The 20,061-nt window shown below is 37.6% G+C and carries 19 protein-coding genes and 1 pseudogene; 3 read left to right on the top strand and 17 right to left on the bottom strand.

The features are described 5' to 3' along the window. Positions 1–51: 51 nt before the first annotated feature. Positions 52–1,809 (bottom strand): DUF4365 domain-containing protein, encoded by a 1,758-nt coding sequence (locus tag ADH92_RS04830; RefSeq protein WP_049497519.1) that lies wholly within the window; start codon positions 1,807–1,809, stop codon positions 52–54. Between the two features lie 564 nt (positions 1,810–2,373). Next, positions 2,374–2,574 carry a zinc-ribbon domain-containing protein gene (locus ADH92_RS11400; protein ID WP_301355111.1) on the bottom strand — a complete coding sequence of 67 codons (201 nt, stop codon included), beginning with the start codon at positions 2,572–2,574 and terminating at the stop codon, positions 2,374–2,376. Positions 2,575–2,672: 98 nt separating this feature from the next. Here ADH92_RS11400 and ADH92_RS04825 point away from each other — a divergent pair, with 98 nt between their 5' ends. Together ADH92_RS04825 and ADH92_RS04820 are read left to right on the top strand one after the other, a co-directional pair. Then, entirely contained in the window at positions 2,673–3,686 is a 1,014-nt protein-coding gene (locus ADH92_RS04825; protein WP_049497517.1) for a hypothetical protein, read from the top strand. A 473-nt stretch (positions 3,687–4,159) separates the two neighbouring features. After that, a pseudogene (locus ADH92_RS04820) lies at positions 4,160–4,791 on the top strand (IS982 family transposase); the annotation flags it as partial. Positions 4,792–5,423: 632 nt separating this feature from the next. On the opposite strand, the gene ADH92_RS04815 reads toward ADH92_RS04820, so the two are convergent. The 15 genes from ADH92_RS04815 to ADH92_RS04745 all read right to left on the bottom strand — a co-directional run bounded on the left by ADH92_RS04815 (position 5,424) and on the right by ADH92_RS04745 (position 18,276). Continuing rightward, positions 5,424–5,861 (bottom strand): hypothetical protein, encoded by a 438-nt coding sequence (locus tag ADH92_RS04815; protein WP_049497515.1) that lies wholly within the window; start codon positions 5,859–5,861, stop codon positions 5,424–5,426. Beyond that, positions 5,839–6,435 (bottom strand): hypothetical protein, encoded by a 597-nt coding sequence (locus tag ADH92_RS04810; RefSeq protein WP_049497513.1) that lies wholly within the window; start codon positions 6,433–6,435, stop codon positions 5,839–5,841. The genes ADH92_RS04815 and ADH92_RS04810 overlap by 23 nt, the downstream gene beginning before the upstream one ends. Before the next feature lie 24 nt (positions 6,436–6,459). Beyond that, positions 6,460–6,729 carry a hypothetical protein gene (locus ADH92_RS11190; protein WP_049497511.1) on the bottom strand — a complete coding sequence of 90 codons (270 nt, stop codon included), beginning with the start codon at positions 6,727–6,729 and terminating at the stop codon, positions 6,460–6,462. Positions 6,730–6,845: 116 nt separating this feature from the next. Next, the gene (locus ADH92_RS04800; RefSeq protein ID WP_049497509.1) at positions 6,846–7,229 is read right to left on the bottom strand and encodes a hypothetical protein; all 384 of its coding nucleotides are present in this window, start codon (positions 7,227–7,229) and stop codon (positions 6,846–6,848) included. A 723-nt stretch (positions 7,230–7,952) separates the two neighbouring features. Beyond that, positions 7,953–8,936 carry an acetylxylan esterase gene (locus tag ADH92_RS04795; protein ID WP_049497507.1) on the bottom strand — a complete coding sequence of 328 codons (984 nt, stop codon included), beginning with the start codon at positions 8,934–8,936 and terminating at the stop codon, positions 7,953–7,955. A gap of 105 nt (positions 8,937–9,041) precedes the next feature. Then, entirely contained in the window at positions 9,042–9,809 is a 768-nt protein-coding gene (locus tag ADH92_RS04790; RefSeq protein WP_049497506.1) for an alpha/beta hydrolase, read from the bottom strand. 66 nt (positions 9,810–9,875) lie between these two features. Then, the gene (gene ffh / locus ADH92_RS04785; RefSeq protein WP_049497504.1) at positions 9,876–11,447 is read right to left on the bottom strand and encodes a signal recognition particle protein; all 1,572 of its coding nucleotides are present in this window, start codon (positions 11,445–11,447) and stop codon (positions 9,876–9,878) included. A gap of 17 nt (positions 11,448–11,464) precedes the next feature. Further along, positions 11,465–11,680 (bottom strand): hypothetical protein, encoded by a 216-nt coding sequence (locus ADH92_RS11395; protein ID WP_031573261.1) that lies wholly within the window; start codon positions 11,678–11,680, stop codon positions 11,465–11,467. 2 nt (positions 11,681–11,682) lie between these two features. After that, on the bottom strand, positions 11,683–12,015 hold the full coding sequence (locus tag ADH92_RS04775) for a putative DNA-binding protein (RefSeq protein WP_003001435.1): 333 nt from the start codon (positions 12,013–12,015) through the stop codon (positions 11,683–11,685). 80 nt (positions 12,016–12,095) lie between these two features. Beyond that, positions 12,096–13,040, bottom strand: coding sequence for a 3-oxoacyl-[acyl-carrier-protein] synthase III C-terminal domain-containing protein (locus tag ADH92_RS04770; RefSeq protein ID WP_049497501.1), 945 nt, complete (start codon positions 13,038–13,040; stop codon positions 12,096–12,098). Positions 13,041–13,052: 12 nt separating this feature from the next. Further along, entirely contained in the window at positions 13,053–14,318 is a 1,266-nt protein-coding gene (locus ADH92_RS04765; protein WP_049497499.1) for a F390 synthetase-related protein, read from the bottom strand. After that, positions 14,284–15,111, bottom strand: coding sequence for an MBL fold metallo-hydrolase (locus tag ADH92_RS04760; protein ID WP_049497496.1), 828 nt, complete (start codon positions 15,109–15,111; stop codon positions 14,284–14,286). The genes ADH92_RS04765 and ADH92_RS04760 overlap by 35 nt, the downstream gene beginning before the upstream one ends. After that, complete coding sequence (locus ADH92_RS04755; RefSeq protein WP_049497494.1) at positions 15,086–16,063, bottom strand: NAD-dependent epimerase/dehydratase family protein; 978 nt, start codon at positions 16,061–16,063, stop codon at positions 15,086–15,088. The genes ADH92_RS04760 and ADH92_RS04755 overlap by 26 nt, the downstream gene beginning before the upstream one ends. Beyond that, positions 16,060–17,337: a glycosyltransferase gene (locus ADH92_RS04750; RefSeq protein ID WP_049497493.1), complete on the bottom strand. Its 1,278-nt coding sequence runs from the start codon at positions 17,335–17,337 to the stop codon at positions 16,060–16,062. The genes ADH92_RS04755 and ADH92_RS04750 overlap by 4 nt, the downstream gene beginning before the upstream one ends. A 240-nt stretch (positions 17,338–17,577) precedes the next feature. Beyond that, positions 17,578–18,276 (bottom strand): GntR family transcriptional regulator, encoded by a 699-nt coding sequence (locus ADH92_RS04745; RefSeq protein ID WP_049492807.1) that lies wholly within the window; start codon positions 18,274–18,276, stop codon positions 17,578–17,580. 128 nt (positions 18,277–18,404) lie between these two features. Here ADH92_RS04745 and guaA point away from each other — a divergent pair, with 128 nt between their 5' ends. Further along, positions 18,405–19,970: a glutamine-hydrolyzing GMP synthase gene (gene guaA, locus ADH92_RS04740; protein WP_049497491.1), complete on the top strand. Its 1,566-nt coding sequence runs from the start codon at positions 18,405–18,407 to the stop codon at positions 19,968–19,970. Positions 19,971–20,061: the final 91 nt, after the last annotated feature.

Here is a 20,061-nt window from a genome sequence, read left to right as displayed (position 1 = left end):
CTCTTTTATCATATTAAGATTAAGAAAAATTCGAGTTGCAATAAATTTAAGTTATAATACCTTATATAAATTATAAATAGGGTAAACCTGATATCTTTCTTGAGTTTCTTTATCTAACTTAGTCCAAAATAAATTAGCTTGTGGTTTTGATTTTAATAACACTGATGCACCAAAACAAATTTCATCATTATCTTTATTATTCAATAAAATATTAGTAAGCTTCTCTATTTCAGTATTATCTAATTCACGATTTCTATATTTAATTTGAAGATCATTTATGATGCTTATGCTATTTTCTTTTATATGGTTTATGTTCCAGTCAGAAAGACGTTGAGCCCAGTTAAGCAACTGTTCTTTTTTTGAAACTTCTTCTGCCATATCGGCTGCAGCAACTATTTTTATTATGGTATCGTCAGCACTCACGTTTTCTACACTATAATCAACTAATCTTTGGTATGAGGCAATAACTGAATCAAAGTTACAGTTATCAATTGTTAACCAATCTTCGGGCCTGAAAACCTCAAATAAAGAAATATCCTCATCCTCGCCCTTCCTGCACCAAGGAGTTTCAGTAAAAATATCTATCATAGTTCCATTATTGTCTGTATGAAATTCATATAGAGTAATAATATGTATGTTAGCAATCTTCAGATTAAATAGTTTCGATTCCTCGTAATTTAATGCTACTTTATTTTTTAATACAAGGCCTGAATTAAGTATATTTAAATTTCTTTGAGATTGTTCATTAAAGAGGGATAAGTCTAGCTCTTTTTTTATCCCCATTTTCCTCATGAACTTTGATATTTTCAATAATTCTTTTATATGACTATCTAAATCAAGCGAATGAATCTCCGATAAAGACCGTTCATCTAGTTCTATACTAGTTCCATTGAGTGTGAAAAATCCTATATTTCCTAGTTCTTTAAGTGCCTGAGTACACTTTATAGCATCTGACAGCATATTAGGTCTTGAATAATTAAATTTAGGTTGAGCTTTCCCATTGTTAAAGGATATTTTAAAACCTTCCCCAAAATGAAGCTGTACCCCTCCGTCAGGAAAATAATGTCTCTCTACATCTTCAAAAATATAATCTCCTATTTTTATAATTAAATCTGTTGCTTCGAAAGTTTCAACAATCTCTATTGAATTTTCAAGTGGAATTTCGATGTCAGTTTCAGGATCCCTAAGATAAAGAAAGAGGTCGTGTTCCTTCTGGTAATTAAATATTCCTTCATGGCCCTGACCATAAAAGTAAAGTTTAATCTCTTTATTATTGGGTATGTTTTCAATTGACATCCCATCGATATTTATAAAACTATACTGTTTCTGACTATTAGTAACAAAATCAACTAACATAGGATAAATTGTTTGTTCATCTAGTTTATGAATCTGTACCGAAAGCGTTTTATTAATTGTAGACTTATTTTTTAATTTACTTCTTTTAATTATCTTCTTTATAGAAAAAGGTGGCAGCGACTTATAAAAAATATCTTTTAAAGTACTGTTCTCATCTAACCAAACTACGAATAAAACTACCCCACCATTTTTTGAATACAATTCTAAATCACGCATATCTACTTGGAAAGATTTCATTGAATTGTTCTTACGTTTAGTTGCTTTAATTTGGACAGGTACTCTCCCAAATATTTCGCTCTTCTTCTCACTAGCATTTTTAAGAACATGAATTTCTCCATCCCACGCTGGAGTTTTATCATTGTTATCGAAATAAGTCTGAAGCAACTTATTTCTGTTAATAAATGTTGCCAGATATGAAACGCCTAACGTTTCAATTTGTCTATTATTTGCCAAATTATCACCTCATAACATAACACTATGTATTATTTATTATACCATCAACAAAATAAAAATCTATATCTTGTGTTCAGTAGGAACATAAATAAGTTTCAAAAAAATGTACAATTGAACCACCACTTCTTCTGCTGTTACTTGAGTAAAAAATGTACAAATCAATTTCTCAGATTAGAGGATATTATGTACTAGAAAACATACAAAATACCACTCCAGAATAATGTACAAAACAAAATAAAGTACACTTTTTAAAGAATGTACTTTATACTTCTAATTCAGTTGTATCAATGGTTTAAGTCTTGTTAAGTCAATTGTACATAAACTTTTAGTTTTTATTAATTAAAATGTAATAACCAAAAAAATTTTTTAAGCTAATTACACTCAATTATGTACTTTATTTAAGTGAACACTGGAAATTTTTAAAGCCGTTCATCTTCTGTAAAATGTACTTTATTTAAGTGAAAACTAAAAATTTTTCAAATGTACATTTTGACAACAAAAAACACTCTATAATCAATTTAATGAACTTTAGAGTGTTTTTACTTTGTTTGATTTTAGTATTCTCTAGTATATCTTTAATCTAACAAAATGCTCCTGTTTTCTTCTTAAACCTTTGCAAATTGGGCAACTTATTAATGAGCGCTTTTTATACTTAATTTTTTCATTAATTTTAAGTTTGTATCGATGATTTGAGTTTTCCTTACATATCCACCATACATTAGTATTACTTAATTCAGTTATTTCAGTTGGATTTGCTAATAAAATATTATTAAGATAATCCTATTCTTTTAATATTTCTTGTAATGTGGTAGACTAGATATGAATTTTGATGGACGATAATTAGGTCAGACAAAAGGTTACATATGGAAAAATTAGTTTTTATCGGAATGCTAGTTTTCTTGGCAGTTGTGTTTATTGGAATATTGTTTTGGCTGCGTTATAGAATGGAGAACACCTTTGAGAACGGTGTTCCAGTGTACGATGCCCCAGCAAATAATCAGACTAGAACGAGTAAGCTAAGCGTAGGAGAGTATGCAGTGCACATAGTTTTAATACTAATTAGCGCTGTAATTGCCTTTAAGGTCATGGGCATGTTCCGTCATGGGGCGGCGCCAATTGGTGCTGCTATAATCACGCCTTCTATAATGGCGCTTTTCAATGCACGAAGGAGAACCGGGAAATCTTGGATAGGTATCGTTGCAGTGCTTATGATATTCGTGTTTTTGATGTTTGTATATATAATTATAGGTCTACCTGATAACGCACCTCCACTTAAAATTGACAGAACTGAAATTCATCTTACAGAGACTAAGATTTCGGATTTGATAGACCAGGGGTTTGAAATCTATGTGTCAAATGGTAGACATGATTATCCTAATTATAATGAGCTTTTGACAACGGGAAGCTATTCTAAATACCAAGGATCGGGGGTTAGCGTACCAAACGGCTTTAAGCCATATGACTCAGCAGTTACGCGATCGACTTATCTTCTTGTAAAGAAGAATGTAGTTCTCGGATGTATAGGTGTTTACGGAGATAAGAGGAAGAGTACGGAGCTGAAGGACTGTGTAGTTACGCAGGTTTGCTTCGATTCTGAATGCACAGCAGCTGCTAAAAAATATGGAATTCCATATAATATAGATGGTATAGATTTGCTAAAGAAGCTTGACGAAAACGAGTTCACGAAAGTATTTGGGAAAAAAATATGGCTGACTCCAAGCGAGCCAAGAGATGAATATTTGGGTCATTATGGCGTGCAGTGGGGAGCAGGTAACAATGAATTCTTTTGGAATCATTATTTTATGAATTTAGACCTTGATTCGAATAATGATATAGTTAATTTTAATTTTAGTTCTAATATTGCAGCAGAGCGATAGAAGAATTTGCAGGGATAATTAGGCAAAATGAAAAAGAAAAAAGTACTAAGTAAGACAAAGTATGCTATTTATCTTCTAGTGGTCCACCTTATATGCATACTTTTCACTATAAGCAAAATAGTGATACCTTCATGGGGTCACTGGTTAGAGACGACACGCTTTCTTTGGACAAGCATTCCTACCTATGTATGCGTGTTAATAGCCATTTTCCCAATAGTATGCTTTTGGCCATATTTGATTAGTGCAGATTTTAAGCCAGGTACATCAAAGACCTTGCTTGCTACTTTTGGTCTAATAGTAGGTAACGTGACTCTGATTTTGATATATACGACTATTTTGCACAAGGTATTATAGGTATAAAAGAATCCCTTTATAGGGATTTTTTGATTGCTTCAAGTAGCTCGTCATATTCTTCAAATGCTGGAACCTCAGGATGCTCCTTCTTGATTGATTCGGTGCTTCTAAACAAGAATCCTTGTGGGTGTCTCCTTGAAAGAAGTCGGTTTAACCGACGGTCAAGGCAGTTGATTTGGTTAGTCCAAATTATTCGGCAAGCCATAAATACTCAAATTTCTCCCAATAACATTGTCATCATAGATAGTTTCCCCTTATCACTTTGTCAACTAGTCCGTAACCATAGAGCACATGTTTTTAATGAACTAGCCGACATTGGTTACAATTCCTCTAAGCACCTTTGGGTCTATGGATTCAAAGTACATATGCTGGTCACCCTATCAGGCTATATTCTGAATTATGTTGTAACGCCTGCCTCAGTACATGATATTAGGGCAGTTGATGACTTACTAGAAAATTGTTCTCAATCCTATGTTTTAGCTGATTTAGCATATCTTAACTATGTACTCAGAGAACAGTTGAAACAGAAAAGTTACCATCTTTGGACGCCTTTACGTCAAAATATGGTAAGAGCTAAACAACATAATCATTGGAAACTAATGGCTATGAGACGGACTATTGAAACTCGATTTTCAGAACTTTGTGCTTTTTTGATGTCGAACAAACACTAGCTAGAGGCTTAACAGGATTGCAGTTGAGAATGGAGCAAATTGCACTGACTTATAATCTGAAATACTTTGAGATTAACTAGCACCACGAGTAAAAATCTATATCTTACTATCAATAAGACCAAGACCTTAAATGAGTAGCAAAAAATGTACAATTGAACCACTACTTCTTCTGCACCTATTAGAGTAAAAATGTACAAATCAATTCCTTAAATCAGATGATGTTATGAACTAGAAATATACAAAATAACACTTCAAAATAATGTACAAAATAAAAATAAAGTACACTCCTTAAAGAATGTACTTTATGTTTCTAATTCAGTTGTATCAATAGTTTAGCCCACGTTAAGTCAATTGTACATAAAATTTTAGTTTTCCTCAATAAACTTATAGTTTACATGGTAACCAAAAATTTTTTTTAATGCCAGTTACGCTCGATTATGTACTTTATTTAAGTGAAAACTAAAAATTTTTCAAATGTACATTTTTGTTTATTGCTTTGATATATCATAGTATATTGGCATCTTTCGGTATACCCCCTATTCACTAAAAAAGCCGTTTCTACAAAAAAAGACCAAGCCACTAAATGACTTGATCAATTAAATTTTTTTATACGGAACAAAATGCTGTCTTTTTCGTCTTCGTCCTTTGCAAATCAAACAAGGTTCTTTGCGACGTTTTCTCGAATAAGACTCTATCATATCATGTGTAAGCCTCATTGGACGCTTACAGAAAAATCATTTGGAATTTTTTCTGCAACTTCATTGATTGCTTCATCTAAATTGAAACCTGATTTTTGATCAATCGAACTTACGCTTTTAATTATTCCATTAATTTTTTTCAAAAAATATTTCGTCATATATAAGTCTAACTTTTCTGAATCAGCTTCAGGATATCTATCTTTATATTCAAATTCAAGAAATAGGTCAAGATGTAAGTTACGTAACAATATCTCTTCATTTTTCCCTTCAATAAAAATATCAAACAAAAAAACTCTTTTAAGTTCATTTTGTTTATTAACTCCTGATTTTATAGAAATATCAACACTTTGATTTTCCAGGATTTGCTCTCCAGATTCAAATCCATCAATATCAAAAGTATTGTATTCCAATGTATTTATTTTAAGACCGTTATCTATAGCTATATATTTCATCTTTTACTTTCCAATTTTTTTTAAAATATTTTGTCTGTTTATTTTCATCTATATTTTTAATTCTTTTTTGAAAATCACAAGTAGTAAAATTACTGTACCCTTTTATAGGTTCAAAATTATTATATTCTTTAAGTCGTTCAAAACGGCTATGAATATGTAATTTATAGTACTTCTTACACTCTTTACTCAAAGATAAATGTAATTCTTCCGAAACTATTTTAGGCGAAATTTCCGCCATATTTCTTACTACTGTTGGTGCAAATATTTTATCAGCAATTTTTCCAATTCTACACTTATAAGATTCAGAGAAAAAATTATAAATTGAAATTTCACCATCAATTACTTTATCTAAATTTTCAATATCAGGTTCAACAATTAAAAGTTCTTTGATATCTACCAGTTGTTTATTTTTCAACAGCGTTCTATCCTGCATAACATAAAATGTATAGATATTATCTAGATAAGTAACAATACCAAAAATGGGTTCATCTATAGCTAATAGTGGCATTTTAAATTTATGCTGCTCTTCCAGTTTGAAAATTTCATAAATTTCTTTTAGATTTTCTTTGTTCATATTTTTGCTCTTTCATTTATTTCACTATTCAAAAGGATACGGTTGAAAATCTCCACTTAATATTTTTAATACTGATTCGATACTATCATTACCACTTTTTCTTAGGACGAAGTTGTAATGAAACGTGCTGGGAGTTTCGTATTTCTTTTCAAAATCTCGTTGCATCATTCCTAGGCCTTCCTTTATGTCCCCAATAAAATAATCATTTATTCCATCAATAAAGCTATCGCTAAAATTATGTTTTATACAATCCATATTATTTTTTACTTCACTAACATTCTTGGCTTCTTCCAACTTAGTAAAAGAAGTTGCGAACTCTCCAAGTTTATCGGAAGTGATAATTTCCGAATTTGAAGTAGGAATAAATTTAAATTCAATTTGATGCTGAATATCATCCGGTATTAATGGTTTTAAAATCTCAGGTATATTTTTTTTTGCTTATTAAGTATTATTTGTTTTATAATATTTTCAAGATTTGTTGGAAGAAAATAAATTTCTTTATTTTTTGACAAATCTGAAACAAAGCGTTCCGAATCTTGTTCTATCTCCAAAAGTGCTGAATCAAAGGATAAAGTTTCATCATTCTGTGTATCAGTATCATACTCAAATTTTTCAAAACGTAATCTATCAAAGTTTAATTTAGGATTAGCGTATCTTACAAGAAGTGTTTCAGATTCCTTCTGGAACTTCATATTACATTTCTTTATTTCAATCTGTCCTTGAAATCCTTCAAAGAAATACAACTCGTCTTCACTGTCTCTTTTTTTACAATATTTACTATAAAAACCTTGCATTCTCTATACTCTATATAATATTTCATACTCTTGATCTATACAAATTATTTAACAACTACATTTTAAATCATTTTATCAAATAAACGCTTTATTTTCAAGGGAGGAACTCACTGGAACTACATCAAGCGTATAATATTAAATTCCCAAAGTAACTTCTAATTTATAGTCATGAGGATGTCGACTTAAACAAATCTAAGTTCTATGACATGAACAATGTGAGATTTCAGTAGCTACTAAAAAAGTTCAACACATTAATCATATTTGCGGCTTCTTGAGGTTTTAAATTACCTACCTGTATATCTCGTACAAGTATCATCATTATGATATCGAAGAAGAACCCGTAACTAACGACAATATAAATTTAAATCTATAAGGTTCAAAATCTCTTAATTTTAGAATAAAACCAACTCTAAAATGTACTTTATTCCATCTCACCACATCTACTTCATCCCCCCAAAAATGTACAATTGAATCTACTACATAATCACTATAACTCACTACCTAAAATGTACATTATTCACCCCTAAAATAATGTACAAAACAAAAATAAAGTACACTCCTTAAAGAATGTACTTTATGCTTCTAATTCAGTTGTATCAATTGTTTAGCTCATGTTAAGTCAATTGTACATAAACTTTTAGTTTTTCTTTCTATACTAGATATCTTTTAAATACAATAAAATCAGGAAATCTCATGGATCTACTGATTGTTTTCTTCTGTAACTTATTTTTCTACATATCGAAATGGGATCTTGCTACCACAGAGCCAATTATAGACTCGATCATTGACTTGAACATTCATGGCCTCGTGAGCATATTCTGGCATGATTAAATGCTCTTTCGGACATTCTAATCGATTAAAAATGGCAAACTGTGTTATTGGATAACAGACATCATCATCTAGACCGGTAATCATGTGAACTTGTCCTTTGATGCGATGGGCAAAATTTTTCACATCAATATAGGCCAAAGTCTCCATGATTTTATCTTCGGTCTCGTGGAATGGATCATGGAACTTGAAATAACGGAAAAGCTCGTCATAGGCCTCGCTAGTATTTCCAATCTCTAATACCCGTCTGAAATCTGATAAGAATGGATAAATGGCGACTGTTCGTTGAATCCGTTGATTCAATCCGGCAGCAACCAGAGCCAGGGCACCGCCTTGAGAGGCTCCATAGCTAGCAAGTTTGCTGTCGTCTACTTGAGGGAGGCTGGCTACAATTTCAATTAACTGGTAAAGATCTAAATAGACATCCTTATAAAAGAGCTCATCCGGACCTTCCACGGCTCCGCGGATAATCTGTCCTTTAACCGTATTTCCAAGTGGTGAGCGATCTCCGTCGGTTGAATAGCCTGACTGCCCTCTCACGTCCATAGACACAACACCATAGCCGGCTACTGTATAAGCTAACATATCAGCCCAATCCCAACAACGTCCCATATAGCCATGAAAATGGAAAATAACGGGAACTTTTTGATCCGTTTTTGGGAGAACAACCCGCGCATAAACAAGTCCATCTCGTGTTCCTTTAAAGGTTAATTCATAACAAATCTCATTTGGAATGCTGAAATCTCGTTCTTCGAGCTTGTATTCAGGCAGTTCAGTAATTTTTGCTAGGACTTGATCCCAAAAAGCATCAAAATCTGCGGGAACCTCATCCCGCCCCTTGTAATCTTTCATTGTTTCTAATAATTTGGGATCTTTCATAAAATCCTCCTTAAGTATATGTAATCGTTACCAAAAATGTACCATATTTACTTAAGGATTGCAAGAGACAAATAAAAATTACATAACCGAAATTATGTAATTTAATTATAGATTCAAAAACAGACTTAATTGTTTTACTAGATCTGGATTAGTGGGTAAAGCTGAATGATGAGCCTTACGACCATTTAAATTCACTTCTGTATAGGCCTGATTGTCAAAAATAGATTGTGCTGCTTGTGCGCTAGAAAGAGGGACGATGCCATCTGATTTTCCAGCAAAGCTACCGATAAAATTAAGGACTTCTACTTCTTTTCCCAGGCGATGCTTCCATTTTTGAAAATCGTCAAACATTTCTTTATTGAATTGGTAAGGACTGCCAATAATAGCCAACTTGCTGACGGTTACCTTCTTTTTCTCTAAAAAGCCACTTTCCAATAAACCAGTCAAAACCAGTCCACCATTAGAATGCCCGACTGCCTTGAACTCTGTAAAATGATAGTGATCAAGAAGGTAGGTTAGAGCTATCTTAAGGGATTCAACTTGCTGCTTGATATTGCTGTAGCCATCTCGATTGTTCTCAAAGCCAATCACAATCATAGGATTCGGCTCTTTCGTATTCAGTCTTCCTTCCATCTCTATAGACTCATCTTTGTTGACTTTTATTTTTAAGAGACTCTGTTTTTTTCTAGAAAAGCGATGGAGCATACGGATGGTTCCGTTGAATCGCTGGATACTGGCTGAACTCCCAGGTACAAAGATGATTGGTCTAATCGGTGGTTTCTTCGACCCTTTAGGAAATTCAAAGGCCTTTCTGTGCGAAGAAAACAATCTTGCAAAGAAACGAATGACTTGTTGAAATAGTTTTTTTAACATCTTTCCTCTAGTAGTAGTTTCTAAAAGAACCCAGAACAGTGTGTTCCAGGCCCTTATTAGAAACGATTATTTCCGTTTTTTCTTATTTTTGCGCATTTGTTTGGCCATCTTGTTCATCGCCCGTTTCATCATAAATTCACCGGCTTTTCCTTTGAGACCACCGCCAAACATTTGGCTCATGTCAGGCATTCCAGCGCCTCCGCCAAGAGTTGACAAGTCAGGCATGCCACCTTGTCCCATCATGCCTTCGAGGGCAGACATATCAGGCATTCCACCAGGCATATTCTTCGGCATGTTATTTGGATTGAGCCCCATTTGTTTCATCATCTTGTTCATATCACCAGAGAGGACGCCTTGCATCATCTGTTTGGCTTGGTTAAAGTCCTTGATGAATTTATTGACTTCGACAAAGGTGTTCCCTGATCCAGCAGCAATCCGACGACGACGGCTTGGATTTAACAAATCTGGATTTTCCCGTTCAGCTGGTGTCATGGATGATACGATCGCACGTTTGCGAGCAATTTCTCGTTCATCGACCTTGAGGTTCTTCATGGCAGGGTTATTGGCCATCCCTGGAAGCATCTTGAGCAAATCTTCCATTGGTCCCATATTTTGTACCTGATCCAACTGATCAATGAAATCGTTGAAATCAAAGGTATTTTCACGCATCTTCTCAGCGAGTTCAAGGGAGCGTTTCTCATCGTATTCTTGAGAAGCCTTCTCGATCAGCGTCAGCATATCCCCCATACCGAGGATCCGACCAGACATACGGTCTGGGTGGAAGGTTTCGATATCAGTGATTTTTTCACCAGTACCAGTGAACTTGATTGGTTTCCCAGTAATCTGACGGACAGAAAGGGCTGCACCACCACGGGTATCCCCATCGATCTTGGTCAAAATGACCCCGGTTACTTCGAGTTGTTCATTGAACTCACGGGCCACATTGGCCGCTTCTTGACCAATCATAGCATCCACAACCAAGAGGATTTCATTTGGCTCAGCAAGAGCTTTGACGTCGCGCAACTCACCCATGAGTTTTTCATCGATTTGCAGACGACCAGCCGTATCGATCAAGACATAGTCATTGTGGTTGGCTCTCGCCTGCTCCAAACCTTGACGAACGATCTCTACTGCAGGGACCTCTGTACCAAGTGAGAAGACAGGGACATTGATCTGTTGACCAAGGGTCTTCAACTGGTCAATGGCTGCTGGACGATAAATATCGGCCGCAATCATCAAAGGACGTGCGTTTTCTTCCTTGACCAATTTGTTAGCTAATTTCCCCGCAAAGGTTGTTTTACCAGCCCCTTGAAGACCGACCATCATAATAATGGTTGGAATCTTTGGAGATTTGATAATTTCTGCTGTTTCTGAACCTAAAATCGCTGTCAATTCTTCATCAACAATCTTCACGATTTGTTGGGCAGGGTTGAGGGTTTCGATGACTTCATGCCCTACAGCCCGTTCGCGGACCCGTTTGATGAAGTCTTTTACAACAGGAAGGGCAACGTCGGCCTCTAAGAGGGCTAGACGAATCTCTTTGGTTGCCTCTTGGACATCCGCTTCAGAGATTTTCCCTTTCTTACGAAGATTTTTAAAGACGTTTTGTAAACGTTCGGTTAAACTTTCAAATGCCATTATTTTCTCCTATTTTTTCAATTCAGTGGAAATCGTTCGAAATGTTGCAAACATTCTAGTTCTTCGGGTGTGACTTCTTTCATGATTTCATTTGGATATCCCCAACAGCTAAAACCTATTTGCATAGCTTTGGAGATATCATTGGGCGAGATAATCTGTAGTCGAGTAGGAAATACTTCCTCTGCTACTAATAGTTTGCAAGGTATTCCTTGATAAATGACGAGACTGCCCATAATCACTCCCGATTGTCAATGCTTGATAAAATTTCAACCTGCTCTTGTAGAAAAGTATCTTCCGGATAGCGTTCTAAAATCTGATCAAAAATCTGGCTGCGTACAATGTAGTCCGAGTACATGTGCAATTTCATCTCATAATCCTCTAGGATTTTCTCCGTCCGCTTGATATTATCATAAACAGCTTGACGGCTCACTCCAAACTCTTCTGCAATCTCAGCCAAGCTGTAGTCATCTGCGTAATAAAGCTCGATGTAGTTCATCTGCTTGTCCGTCAAGAGCGCTGCATAAAACTCAAAGAGCGCATTCATTCGGTTGGTTTTCTCAATTTCCATACCTTTCATTATATCAAAAAAGCCCGCTAAAGACTAGCGGGACTTGATGCTTTTTGAGCTTGAAGTAAGAGGATTCATCATTAAAGTTTCAGTGCCAACATATTGACCGTCATCCCTGCTGCAGTTCCCATCAAGAAGATGGTATCTCCTTCCTTCACATAGCCATGATCCAGTGCATAGGCTAGGCCGAAAGGCACGGCTACCGAAACCATATTTCCATAATCACTGACAATATTGAGGTACTTGTCTTTGCTAACTCCCAATTTATCCATGACGAGTGGCAAAGCGCGACTTGCTTGGTGGGGAATAATATAGTCTACAGCATCTTTAGAAATGCCTGATTTTTCTTGGAATTTTTGGAACATTTCTGGAATAACACGGGCAGAAAGCAAAAGAATTTTCTTCCCTTTCATGTCAAACATGAAATCAGTCTTGGTTGCTTCAGAGTACAATTTCGGATGATAAGCTGTCAAACCACCACAAATTTCGGTATCGTGGGCTCCCTCAGACCAGGTACGTTGCATACTGGCAATGATTCCTTTATCTTCCTTTGTTGCTTCAAAAATAAAGGCTGCAGCGCCATCGCTAAACAGTTCAAAGCTTTCTTTTTGTTTGGGATTAAGCCCTAGGCTTCCTACTTCACTGGATACAATCAGAACCCGTTGGTATTCACCACCTTCAATCAGATAAGAAACAGTGCTCAAAGCTGATACAAAACTGGTACAAGTGGTATTGATATCCATAGCAGGAATCGTCAGTCCCTTGGCCACGCGCTCATGTATAAGAGCTGCTGTACAAGGAATGGGCTGAACACCAACCGCACTAGCCGAAACCAGGCAGTCGATGTCTGTCATATCAAGTCCTGCATGTTTTAAAGCTGCCTCAATCGCACGCGCTGCAAGATCAATCTGTGTTTCTTCTCCTTCTTTCACGCGGTAACGAGTCTGGTCTTTGAAAGTTACTGTATGAGCTGGAAGCGCTGTTCCATAGCCTTTAATTTGCAAATGTCTTTTTACGGTAGTCATAGGATTCTCCTTTTATTGAAGTCGTTGAACACGTTTTAATTTACGTGTTGAGTCCCATTGGTAATCGATAAATAGAATACTTGGGAGAATGAATTGTTTTTGCTGAGCTAAGAGTTCAAATTGAGTAAAGATCGCTTGCTCCATAGACTCTGTCCGGTGACTCAAGGCAATGGTAATGGATCCATCTGCCAACTGAGTTACTTGATAGTCCTGAATATTTTCGACAAAGAGAATGCACCGTCGAATAAAATCCGGATAGATCATCTGGCTACTGCCATCTTCTTTTTTGAAATAGAAGATATCATCTGATCGTCCTTCGATCTTTGCGATTCGAGTAAAGATGGAGCCACAAGGACAAGGGGACTTTTCTTCCACCAGAATATCATTGAGTCGGTAGCGATAGATGGGTTGACTCGTTCGTTTGAAATCCGTAATAATCGGATAAAAGCGGCTATCATCAAGATACTCTTTTTCGACATACAAAATATCTTCGTTAAGATGTAGATTGCCTTCTGAACAGGTACAAGCTAAAAATCCCTCTGTCGCTTGGTAGACCTGATCAACCTTGTCTAGTTGAAAAGCTTTGGCGATGGTCTGAGCATCTCGATCTTCTAGGATCTCTGCGACAGAGACAACCTTGACGGGTTGGATCGCAAGTTGCTGATTGCTGACATAGTTAGCTAACTCAATCAAGGTGGAAGCTGGTGCAACCACAATGGTTGGTTGATAGTTTTTGAGACGCTCTAAATGTTCCTTGCTATCCTTGAAAATATCAAAATATTCCAAGCGAATAAGGCCTGAATTAATGGTTTGATAGAGTTCATTGTCCGCTCGTAAGAAAAAGGCAATGCGATGACCAAACAGTTTTCCTTTCGGTAGCATCTTGGCTAAGATCGCTGCGGCCCACATACTTCTTTCTTTTTCTGTGGTGACAAAAACTCCTCGGTGGCCGGAGGTTCCAGAAGACAAACCTACTGCTACTTCTCCATTCATCTCGGTAAAATCTCGTGTTTGTTCTCCGCGAATTGCCATCTCTAAAGCCTGATCTCGATCCACCCCTAGGGTATTGAGCTCATTGAAATGTGTCATCATGAAGGTTTTATCCATGGTTCCAAAGGATTCGGGAGAATGGGTTTGAAAATAGGGAGATTGAGAGGTGATAAAAGCATGGTAACGCGCCAATTGCTTTTTTTGGTACCTTTCTAAGGCTTCCCTTGAACGGAATCGATGGCACCATCTGGTTTCAATAAAGGTTTTCAGAAAGACTGTTTTTTTCATTTAAAATCCTTTCAATCCGATCTTGTGGGTCGTGGCTGACCACAACTTGAATGCCATCCTGCAAGAGTGTTTCCAGCAAATCAGCTCCTTTTAAATAAGCCTTCTTATCATCCTGAACCAAGGAAGGAATGAGACGCATTTGCCGTGTGAAAGGCAAGAGGTCTACTCCCCAAGAAAGATCTGCTCCGATGAAGAGTTTGAGCTCATCCAGATAAAGACAACCTTGCCCTCTCGCATGTCCATCGATAGACGATACAAGAATGCTCCCATCACCAAAAAGATCCGCAGTCGGGCGATAGGGGAAAGCAGGATGCCTTTGATCTGCTTTGAGACAAGTCACCCGATCTTTGAAATCAGCTGGCAAAAACTCTTTAAAAATTAGATCTTTAAATTTCGGTTTTTGGTACACCTCATAGACTTCCTGGGTAACAAAGAAATGAGCATTTGGGAAAAGGGCTGCTCCACCGAGATGATCAGGGTGCAAATGCGAAAGAATCACATAAGTAATTTCTGCTGGATCAATCCCACGCTCTTGCAATAAATAATTGATCTGGTCTTCTTTTTTCATCTGCATTGGGGTGGCTAGACGGTACCAAAAATACCGAGCTTTTTTCTTAATCTCGTAGTGATAGCCGGTATCGTACAAAATATAACCTTTTTCACGGTGGTGAATCAAAAAGACACCTGCTGGAAATTGCATTTTTTCATTCGGAATCCCTTTGAATAAGAGACCGGAATGACTGCTACAATAGCCTGCTGGAAAATAATCAATGCGCTTGATCATGTTGGACATAGTTGTCAATCCCTTCTTCAATGGTCATTTTTGGATAGTAGCCAAGTTCGGTTTGGGCCTTTTGAATATCGAGAGTTTGGCTATATCGAAGGAGATAATAGGTATAGCGAGTCAATGGGGGTTCGGCTTTCAGATGAAAGAATCGATATACTCCTTCCAGGCTATAGGCCGCACCTGCTACAAGACCTGCCGGAATTTTCCGATAGCGGATCGGCTCTCCCAATTCCTTTAATGTTGTTTCGATCAAATACTTAAAGGTCTTTGGTTCCCCATTTGTAATATTATATACTTGTCCGTGTGCTTCTTTTGATTCCAGAGCCAAGCGAATGGCTAGGGCAACATTTTCCACACAGGTCATATCCATGAGCTGCTCTCCTCCTCGAATCAAGGGAATTCCAATTTTTCGACTGAGGCGTAAGACACGAGGCAAAATACTGGTATCTCCCACACCAAATAATCCTCTAGGACGCAAGATGATACTTGGCACATCCGGATAGTCAGAAAAAAGTTTTTCAGACGCCAATTTGCTTCGGATATAATTGTTGAGGTGATTTTCTTTTGGAGCATCGCTTTCCTTGATGTTAAATTGATCTTTTCCAGCTGCGTAAATACTGGGAGAAGATACGTAAACCAAGCGTTTTACCGCATATTCACTACACAAGTCAAGGACATTTTGAGTGCCAACTACATTCGCCTGATAGAAGGCCTTCCAAGGTCCCCAAGCGGAAGATAAAGCTCCTGCATGAACCACAGCATCAACAGACTGAAAGGCTTGTCTTAATTCCTCAATAGAGGTCAAATCCCCTTTGATAAATTGGACGCACTCACCTTCCAGAGCCTTCCCAATTTTTTCATTTCGGCCAAAGGCTACAATGGAATAGTTGTGTTCCAACAACTCATCAATCACATATTTTCCAAGGAAGCCAGTCGCACCTGTTACAAGAATTTTCATAGTTTCCCATCCGTTCCACGTCTTAATAATCGTTGAATCTCAAACTCCAAGGTATCCAACGGCTTGTAGGTTTTTGAAAGTTTGTTTAGTCTCTCTAACTTTTCCCAAGATTCTTTTTCTAATAGGGCATTGAAACCTGCTTGAATCTCTTCGGTGCGATTGCGATGAGCTTGAAAAGCAATTCCTGCTTCTACTCCTCGAATCGCATAGTCAAATTGATCATAATCATGTGGCAAGATCAAGGCTGGTTTTTTAAATTCGATACACTGATAAAAGATTCCAGCTCCTCCATGGTGAATGACATAGTCCATCTGCGGAATATATTCTTTGTAGGGCAGATAAGAGACGACCGTCACATTTGGCGCTACTTCTTCTTCAGAGAATTCCTTTGCTCCATCTCCTAAGGTGACGAAAAAGTGGCATTCTGGATGGTCTTTGGCCAACTGCTGGGTTTGCTGGAGCAAGTTCTCTTTTGCCCAAGGCAACTGGGTTCCACATGTCACGAGTACCTTCGTCTTGTCCTCATAAGGACTGAGATCTAAAGGATAATCTTCAGCTTTTTCAAGAGAAGTTCCCAAAGGGCCAAGCCAGGCATATTGATGAGGGAAGTGTGTTTTTAACTCTAGCTCCATCATACCAATTCCAAAGATGGCATAAGGAGAGTAGATGGTCTCCACTCCATTTTGATTGTACAACTTGAAATTGTAACGTTTTAAGCGTTTGCGTAAGAGGAAGGCGCCACAGTATTTTCCAATGCGTGTGAGTTTACGGCATAGTGCTTGGATCTTCTCTTCCTTCTTTGTGCGCGCGACTCCCATCCCTCCGAAGAAGCAAGGAGGACCATAAGGAGTTTCGATTGCAAATTGTGTTGCCATGGTGGTAATCCAAGGAATTTCTAACTCTTCTGCCACAAAGCCTGCTGATAGAGTGATAAAGTCAGCAATGACAATATCTGGACGGTTGACACGCCACTCCTCTAGCAATTGATCCGATACATGATTAATCAAATCAAGACTCCTAGACAATTGCCGATAAGCTGAAAAGAGATTGTGTTTTTTATCGTTATTAGCCACACGTTCAAATTCTTCTACTTTGTCCTCTAGAATCGGAACGACCGTGAAGCCGAGACTTTCTGCGACGGCTTTTTTCTGAGGACCCGTGAAAACTCGGATTTCCATAGTTGGATCATCTAATAAGGGTTTAACGAGATTTAAAGTTGGGTACAGATGCCCACTCAAGGGAACAGCTACCACATCGATTTTAATTTTTTTCATTTTTTCCTGCCTTATATCTTTTTTAGATCTAAAACTAGCTTCTATCTATTAATTCGTAAAATAAATCAAAAATTGAAGAAAAAATAAAATTTTTTTTTTAAAATTTTTAAAAATTTTCAATGTTGCCTTTACTATCACTATTTAGAAAGAATGATTTCAACCTAAAAAAAGCTCCCAAATGCCAAAGAGAGTGAGTCTCTCACACATTTGAAGAGTTTTCTATTTTTACGATTTGCGAGCTTAGTTATTTTCTAAATAAAATTCGAACCGCTCGCCGACATACTGACTTTTTACATACTCAAAAGCCGTCCCATCTTCAAAATAGGAAACCTGTGTCAGACCTAAAATAGCCTGCCCTTTTGAAATCTGTAAGTACTCCGCAATCTTATCCTTGGCCAATCGCGCATAGATGGTCTGGTGCGACTTTCCAATCTTATAGCCATGACGCTCCAAGGTTTGGAAGAAATGGCTGGTAACCTCTTCACGATTGAAATTCTTAATAAATTTCTCTGGAATAGAGGCCACTTCATAAACGACAGGGATCCCATCCGCATACCGGACCCGCTCCATCCGAATGATGGTGTCTGTCTTATCGATGCCTAATTTATCCACTTCTTGGAGGCTAGGAATGGTTTTACGGTAAGAAATCACTTGACTAGAAGGTTCCTTACCTTGCGATTTCATAATCTCAGTAAAACTGGTTGTTCCGCGCATTTTTTCTTGGACGCGCGTGCTAGTGATAAAGGTACCACTTCCTACCCGTCTTTCAAGTACTCCTTCTTCGACCAGAAGGGTAATGGCCTGCCTAAGAGTCATCCGACTCACCTGGAATTTTTCAGCTAGATCGCGTTCACTGGGAAGCCGCTCTCCAATTTTCCATATTTTTTGATCAATCTCAGATTTAATCTGATCATGAATTTGAATGTAAGCTGGAATCATAACATTGCTCTTTCTCTGTGTTACTTCTATTGTAGCGTAAAATTCCTAATTCTTCAATCAGAGATTGGTAAAGACATGGCTTTTGTGTTAGAATAGAGGAAAGTAAATTTCTATAAGAAGGGGATAAGATGACAAACCTATCAACTGATTTGCATGATGTTGAAAAAATCATTGTGCTTGACTACGGTAGCCAATACAATCAGCTTATTTCACGTCGAATTCGTGAAATTGGTGTCTTCTCAGAATTGAAGAGCCATAAGATTTCTGCTGATGAAGTTCGTGCAATCAATCCAGTTGGGATCGTTCTTTCAGGCGGACCAAACTCAGTATACGAGGAAGGGTCTTTTGATATCGATCCTGAAATTTTTGAACTCGGTATTCCAATCCTTGGAATCTGTTACGGGATGCAATTGTTGACCCATAAATTGGGTGGGAAGGTCGTTCCAGCAGGTGATGCTGGTAACCGCGAATATGGTCAATCTGAATTGACTTTGACAGAATCTTCTGCTCTTTTTGCGGACACACCAGACAAACAATTAGTCTTGATGAGCCACGGAGACGCTGTTACAGAAATTCCAGCTGACTTTATCCGTACAGGTACTTCTGCTGACTGTCCATTTGCATCGATTGAAAATCCAGACAAGAAAATCTACGGGATCCAATTCCACCCTGAGGTTCGTCACTCTGTTCACGGTTATGATATCTTGCGTAACTTTGCCTTGAACATCTGTGGGGCTAAAGGTGACTGGACCATGGACAACTTCATTGACATGCAGATCAAAAAAATCCGTGAAACCGTCGGAGACAAACGTGTTCTTCTTGGCCTTTCAGGTGGTGTTGACTCTTCTGTTGTTGGGGTTCTTCTCCAAAAAGCAATCGGCGATCAATTGATTTGTATCTTTGTAGACCACGGTCTTCTTCGTAAAGGGGAAGCAGATCAAGTTATGGAGATGCTTGGTGGCAAATTTGGTTTGAACATTGTTAAAGCAGACGCTGCTAAACGTTTTCTTGATAAATTGGCTGGTGTGTCTGATCCAGAACAAAAACGCAAGATTATCGGTAACGAGTTTGTTTATGTCTTTGATGATGAAGCAAGCAAGCTTAAAGATGTGAAATTCTTAGCACAAGGAACACTTTACACTGACGTCATCGAGTCTGGTACAGATACTGCTCAAACCATCAAGTCTCACCACAATGTGGGTGGACTTCCAGAAGACATGCAGTTTGAGCTTATCGAACCACTGAACACTCTTTATAAAGATGAAGTTCGTGCCCTTGGTACTGAGCTTGGTATGCCAGATCACATCGTATGGCGCCAGCCATTCCCAGGACCAGGTCTTGCTATCCGTGTCATGGGTGAAATCACTGAAGAAAAACTCGAAACAGTTCGTGAATCAGACGCTATCCTCCGTGAAGAAATCGCCAAAGCTGGTCTTGACCGCGATATCTGGCAATACTTCACTGTCAACACAGGAGTTCGTTCCGTAGGTGTTATGGGAGACGGCCGTACTTACGACTACACAATCGCCATTCGTGCTATCACTTCTATCGATGGAATGACAGCTGACTTTGCGAAGATTCCATGGGAAGTCCTTCAAAAAATCTCAGTCCGTATCGTAAACGAAGTTGACCACGTCAACCGCATCGTCTACGATATCACAAGTAAACCACCTGCAACTGTAGAGTGGGAATAAAAAAAGGTCCGGGGGACCTTTTTTTCATGAGCTAAGAAATAGAAAAGCGAGTCTAAGGTCCGGGGGACCTTGATTCACGAGCTAAGAAATA

The sequence above is a fragment of the Streptococcus parasanguinis genome, from assembly GCF_001073155.1.
Taxonomy (GTDB): domain Bacteria; phylum Bacillota; class Bacilli; order Lactobacillales; family Streptococcaceae; genus Streptococcus; species Streptococcus parasanguinis_D.
This window is presented reverse-complemented; position numbering and strand designations above follow the sequence as displayed.

What these genes read in the sequence shown, in the direction of transcription:
- ADH92_RS04825 (WP_049497517.1), top strand. Translation starts at nt 2,673, where the DNA reads ATGGAAAAATTAGTTTTTATCGGAATGCTAGTTTTCTTGGCAGTTGTG.
- ADH92_RS04815 (WP_049497515.1), bottom strand. Translation starts at nt 5,861, where the DNA reads ATGAAATATATAGCTATAGATAACGGTCTTAAAATAAATACATTGGAA.
- ADH92_RS04810 (WP_049497513.1), bottom strand. Translation starts at nt 6,435, where the DNA reads ATGAACAAAGAAAATCTAAAAGAAATTTATGAAATTTTCAAACTGGAA.
- ADH92_RS04800 (WP_049497509.1), bottom strand. Translation starts at nt 7,229, where the DNA reads ATGCAAGGTTTTTATAGTAAATATTGTAAAAAAAGAGACAGTGAAGAC.
- ADH92_RS04795 (WP_049497507.1), bottom strand. Translation starts at nt 8,936, where the DNA reads ATGAAAGATCCCAAATTATTAGAAACAATGAAAGATTACAAGGGGCGG.
- ADH92_RS04790 (WP_049497506.1), bottom strand. Translation starts at nt 9,809, where the DNA reads ATGTTAAAAAAACTATTTCAACAAGTCATTCGTTTCTTTGCAAGATTG.
- ffh (WP_049497504.1), bottom strand. Translation starts at nt 11,447, where the DNA reads ATGGCATTTGAAAGTTTAACCGAACGTTTACAAAACGTCTTTAAAAAT.
- ADH92_RS11395 (WP_031573261.1), bottom strand. Translation starts at nt 11,680, where the DNA reads ATGGGCAGTCTCGTCATTTATCAAGGAATACCTTGCAAACTATTAGTA.
- ADH92_RS04775 (WP_003001435.1), bottom strand. Translation starts at nt 12,015, where the DNA reads ATGGAAATTGAGAAAACCAACCGAATGAATGCGCTCTTTGAGTTTTAT.
- ADH92_RS04770 (WP_049497501.1), bottom strand. Translation starts at nt 13,040, where the DNA reads ATGACTACCGTAAAAAGACATTTGCAAATTAAAGGCTATGGAACAGCG.
- ADH92_RS04765 (WP_049497499.1), bottom strand. Translation starts at nt 14,318, where the DNA reads ATGAAAAAAACAGTCTTTCTGAAAACCTTTATTGAAACCAGATGGTGC.
- ADH92_RS04760 (WP_049497496.1), bottom strand. Translation starts at nt 15,111, where the DNA reads ATGTCCAACATGATCAAGCGCATTGATTATTTTCCAGCAGGCTATTGT.
- ADH92_RS04755 (WP_049497494.1), bottom strand. Translation starts at nt 16,063, where the DNA reads ATGAAAATTCTTGTAACAGGTGCGACTGGCTTCCTTGGAAAATATGTG.
- ADH92_RS04750 (WP_049497493.1), bottom strand. Translation starts at nt 17,337, where the DNA reads ATGAAAAAAATTAAAATCGATGTGGTAGCTGTTCCCTTGAGTGGGCAT.
- ADH92_RS04745 (WP_049492807.1), bottom strand. Translation starts at nt 18,276, where the DNA reads ATGATTCCAGCTTACATTCAAATTCATGATCAGATTAAATCTGAGATT.
- guaA (WP_049497491.1), top strand. Translation starts at nt 18,405, where the DNA reads ATGACAAACCTATCAACTGATTTGCATGATGTTGAAAAAATCATTGTG.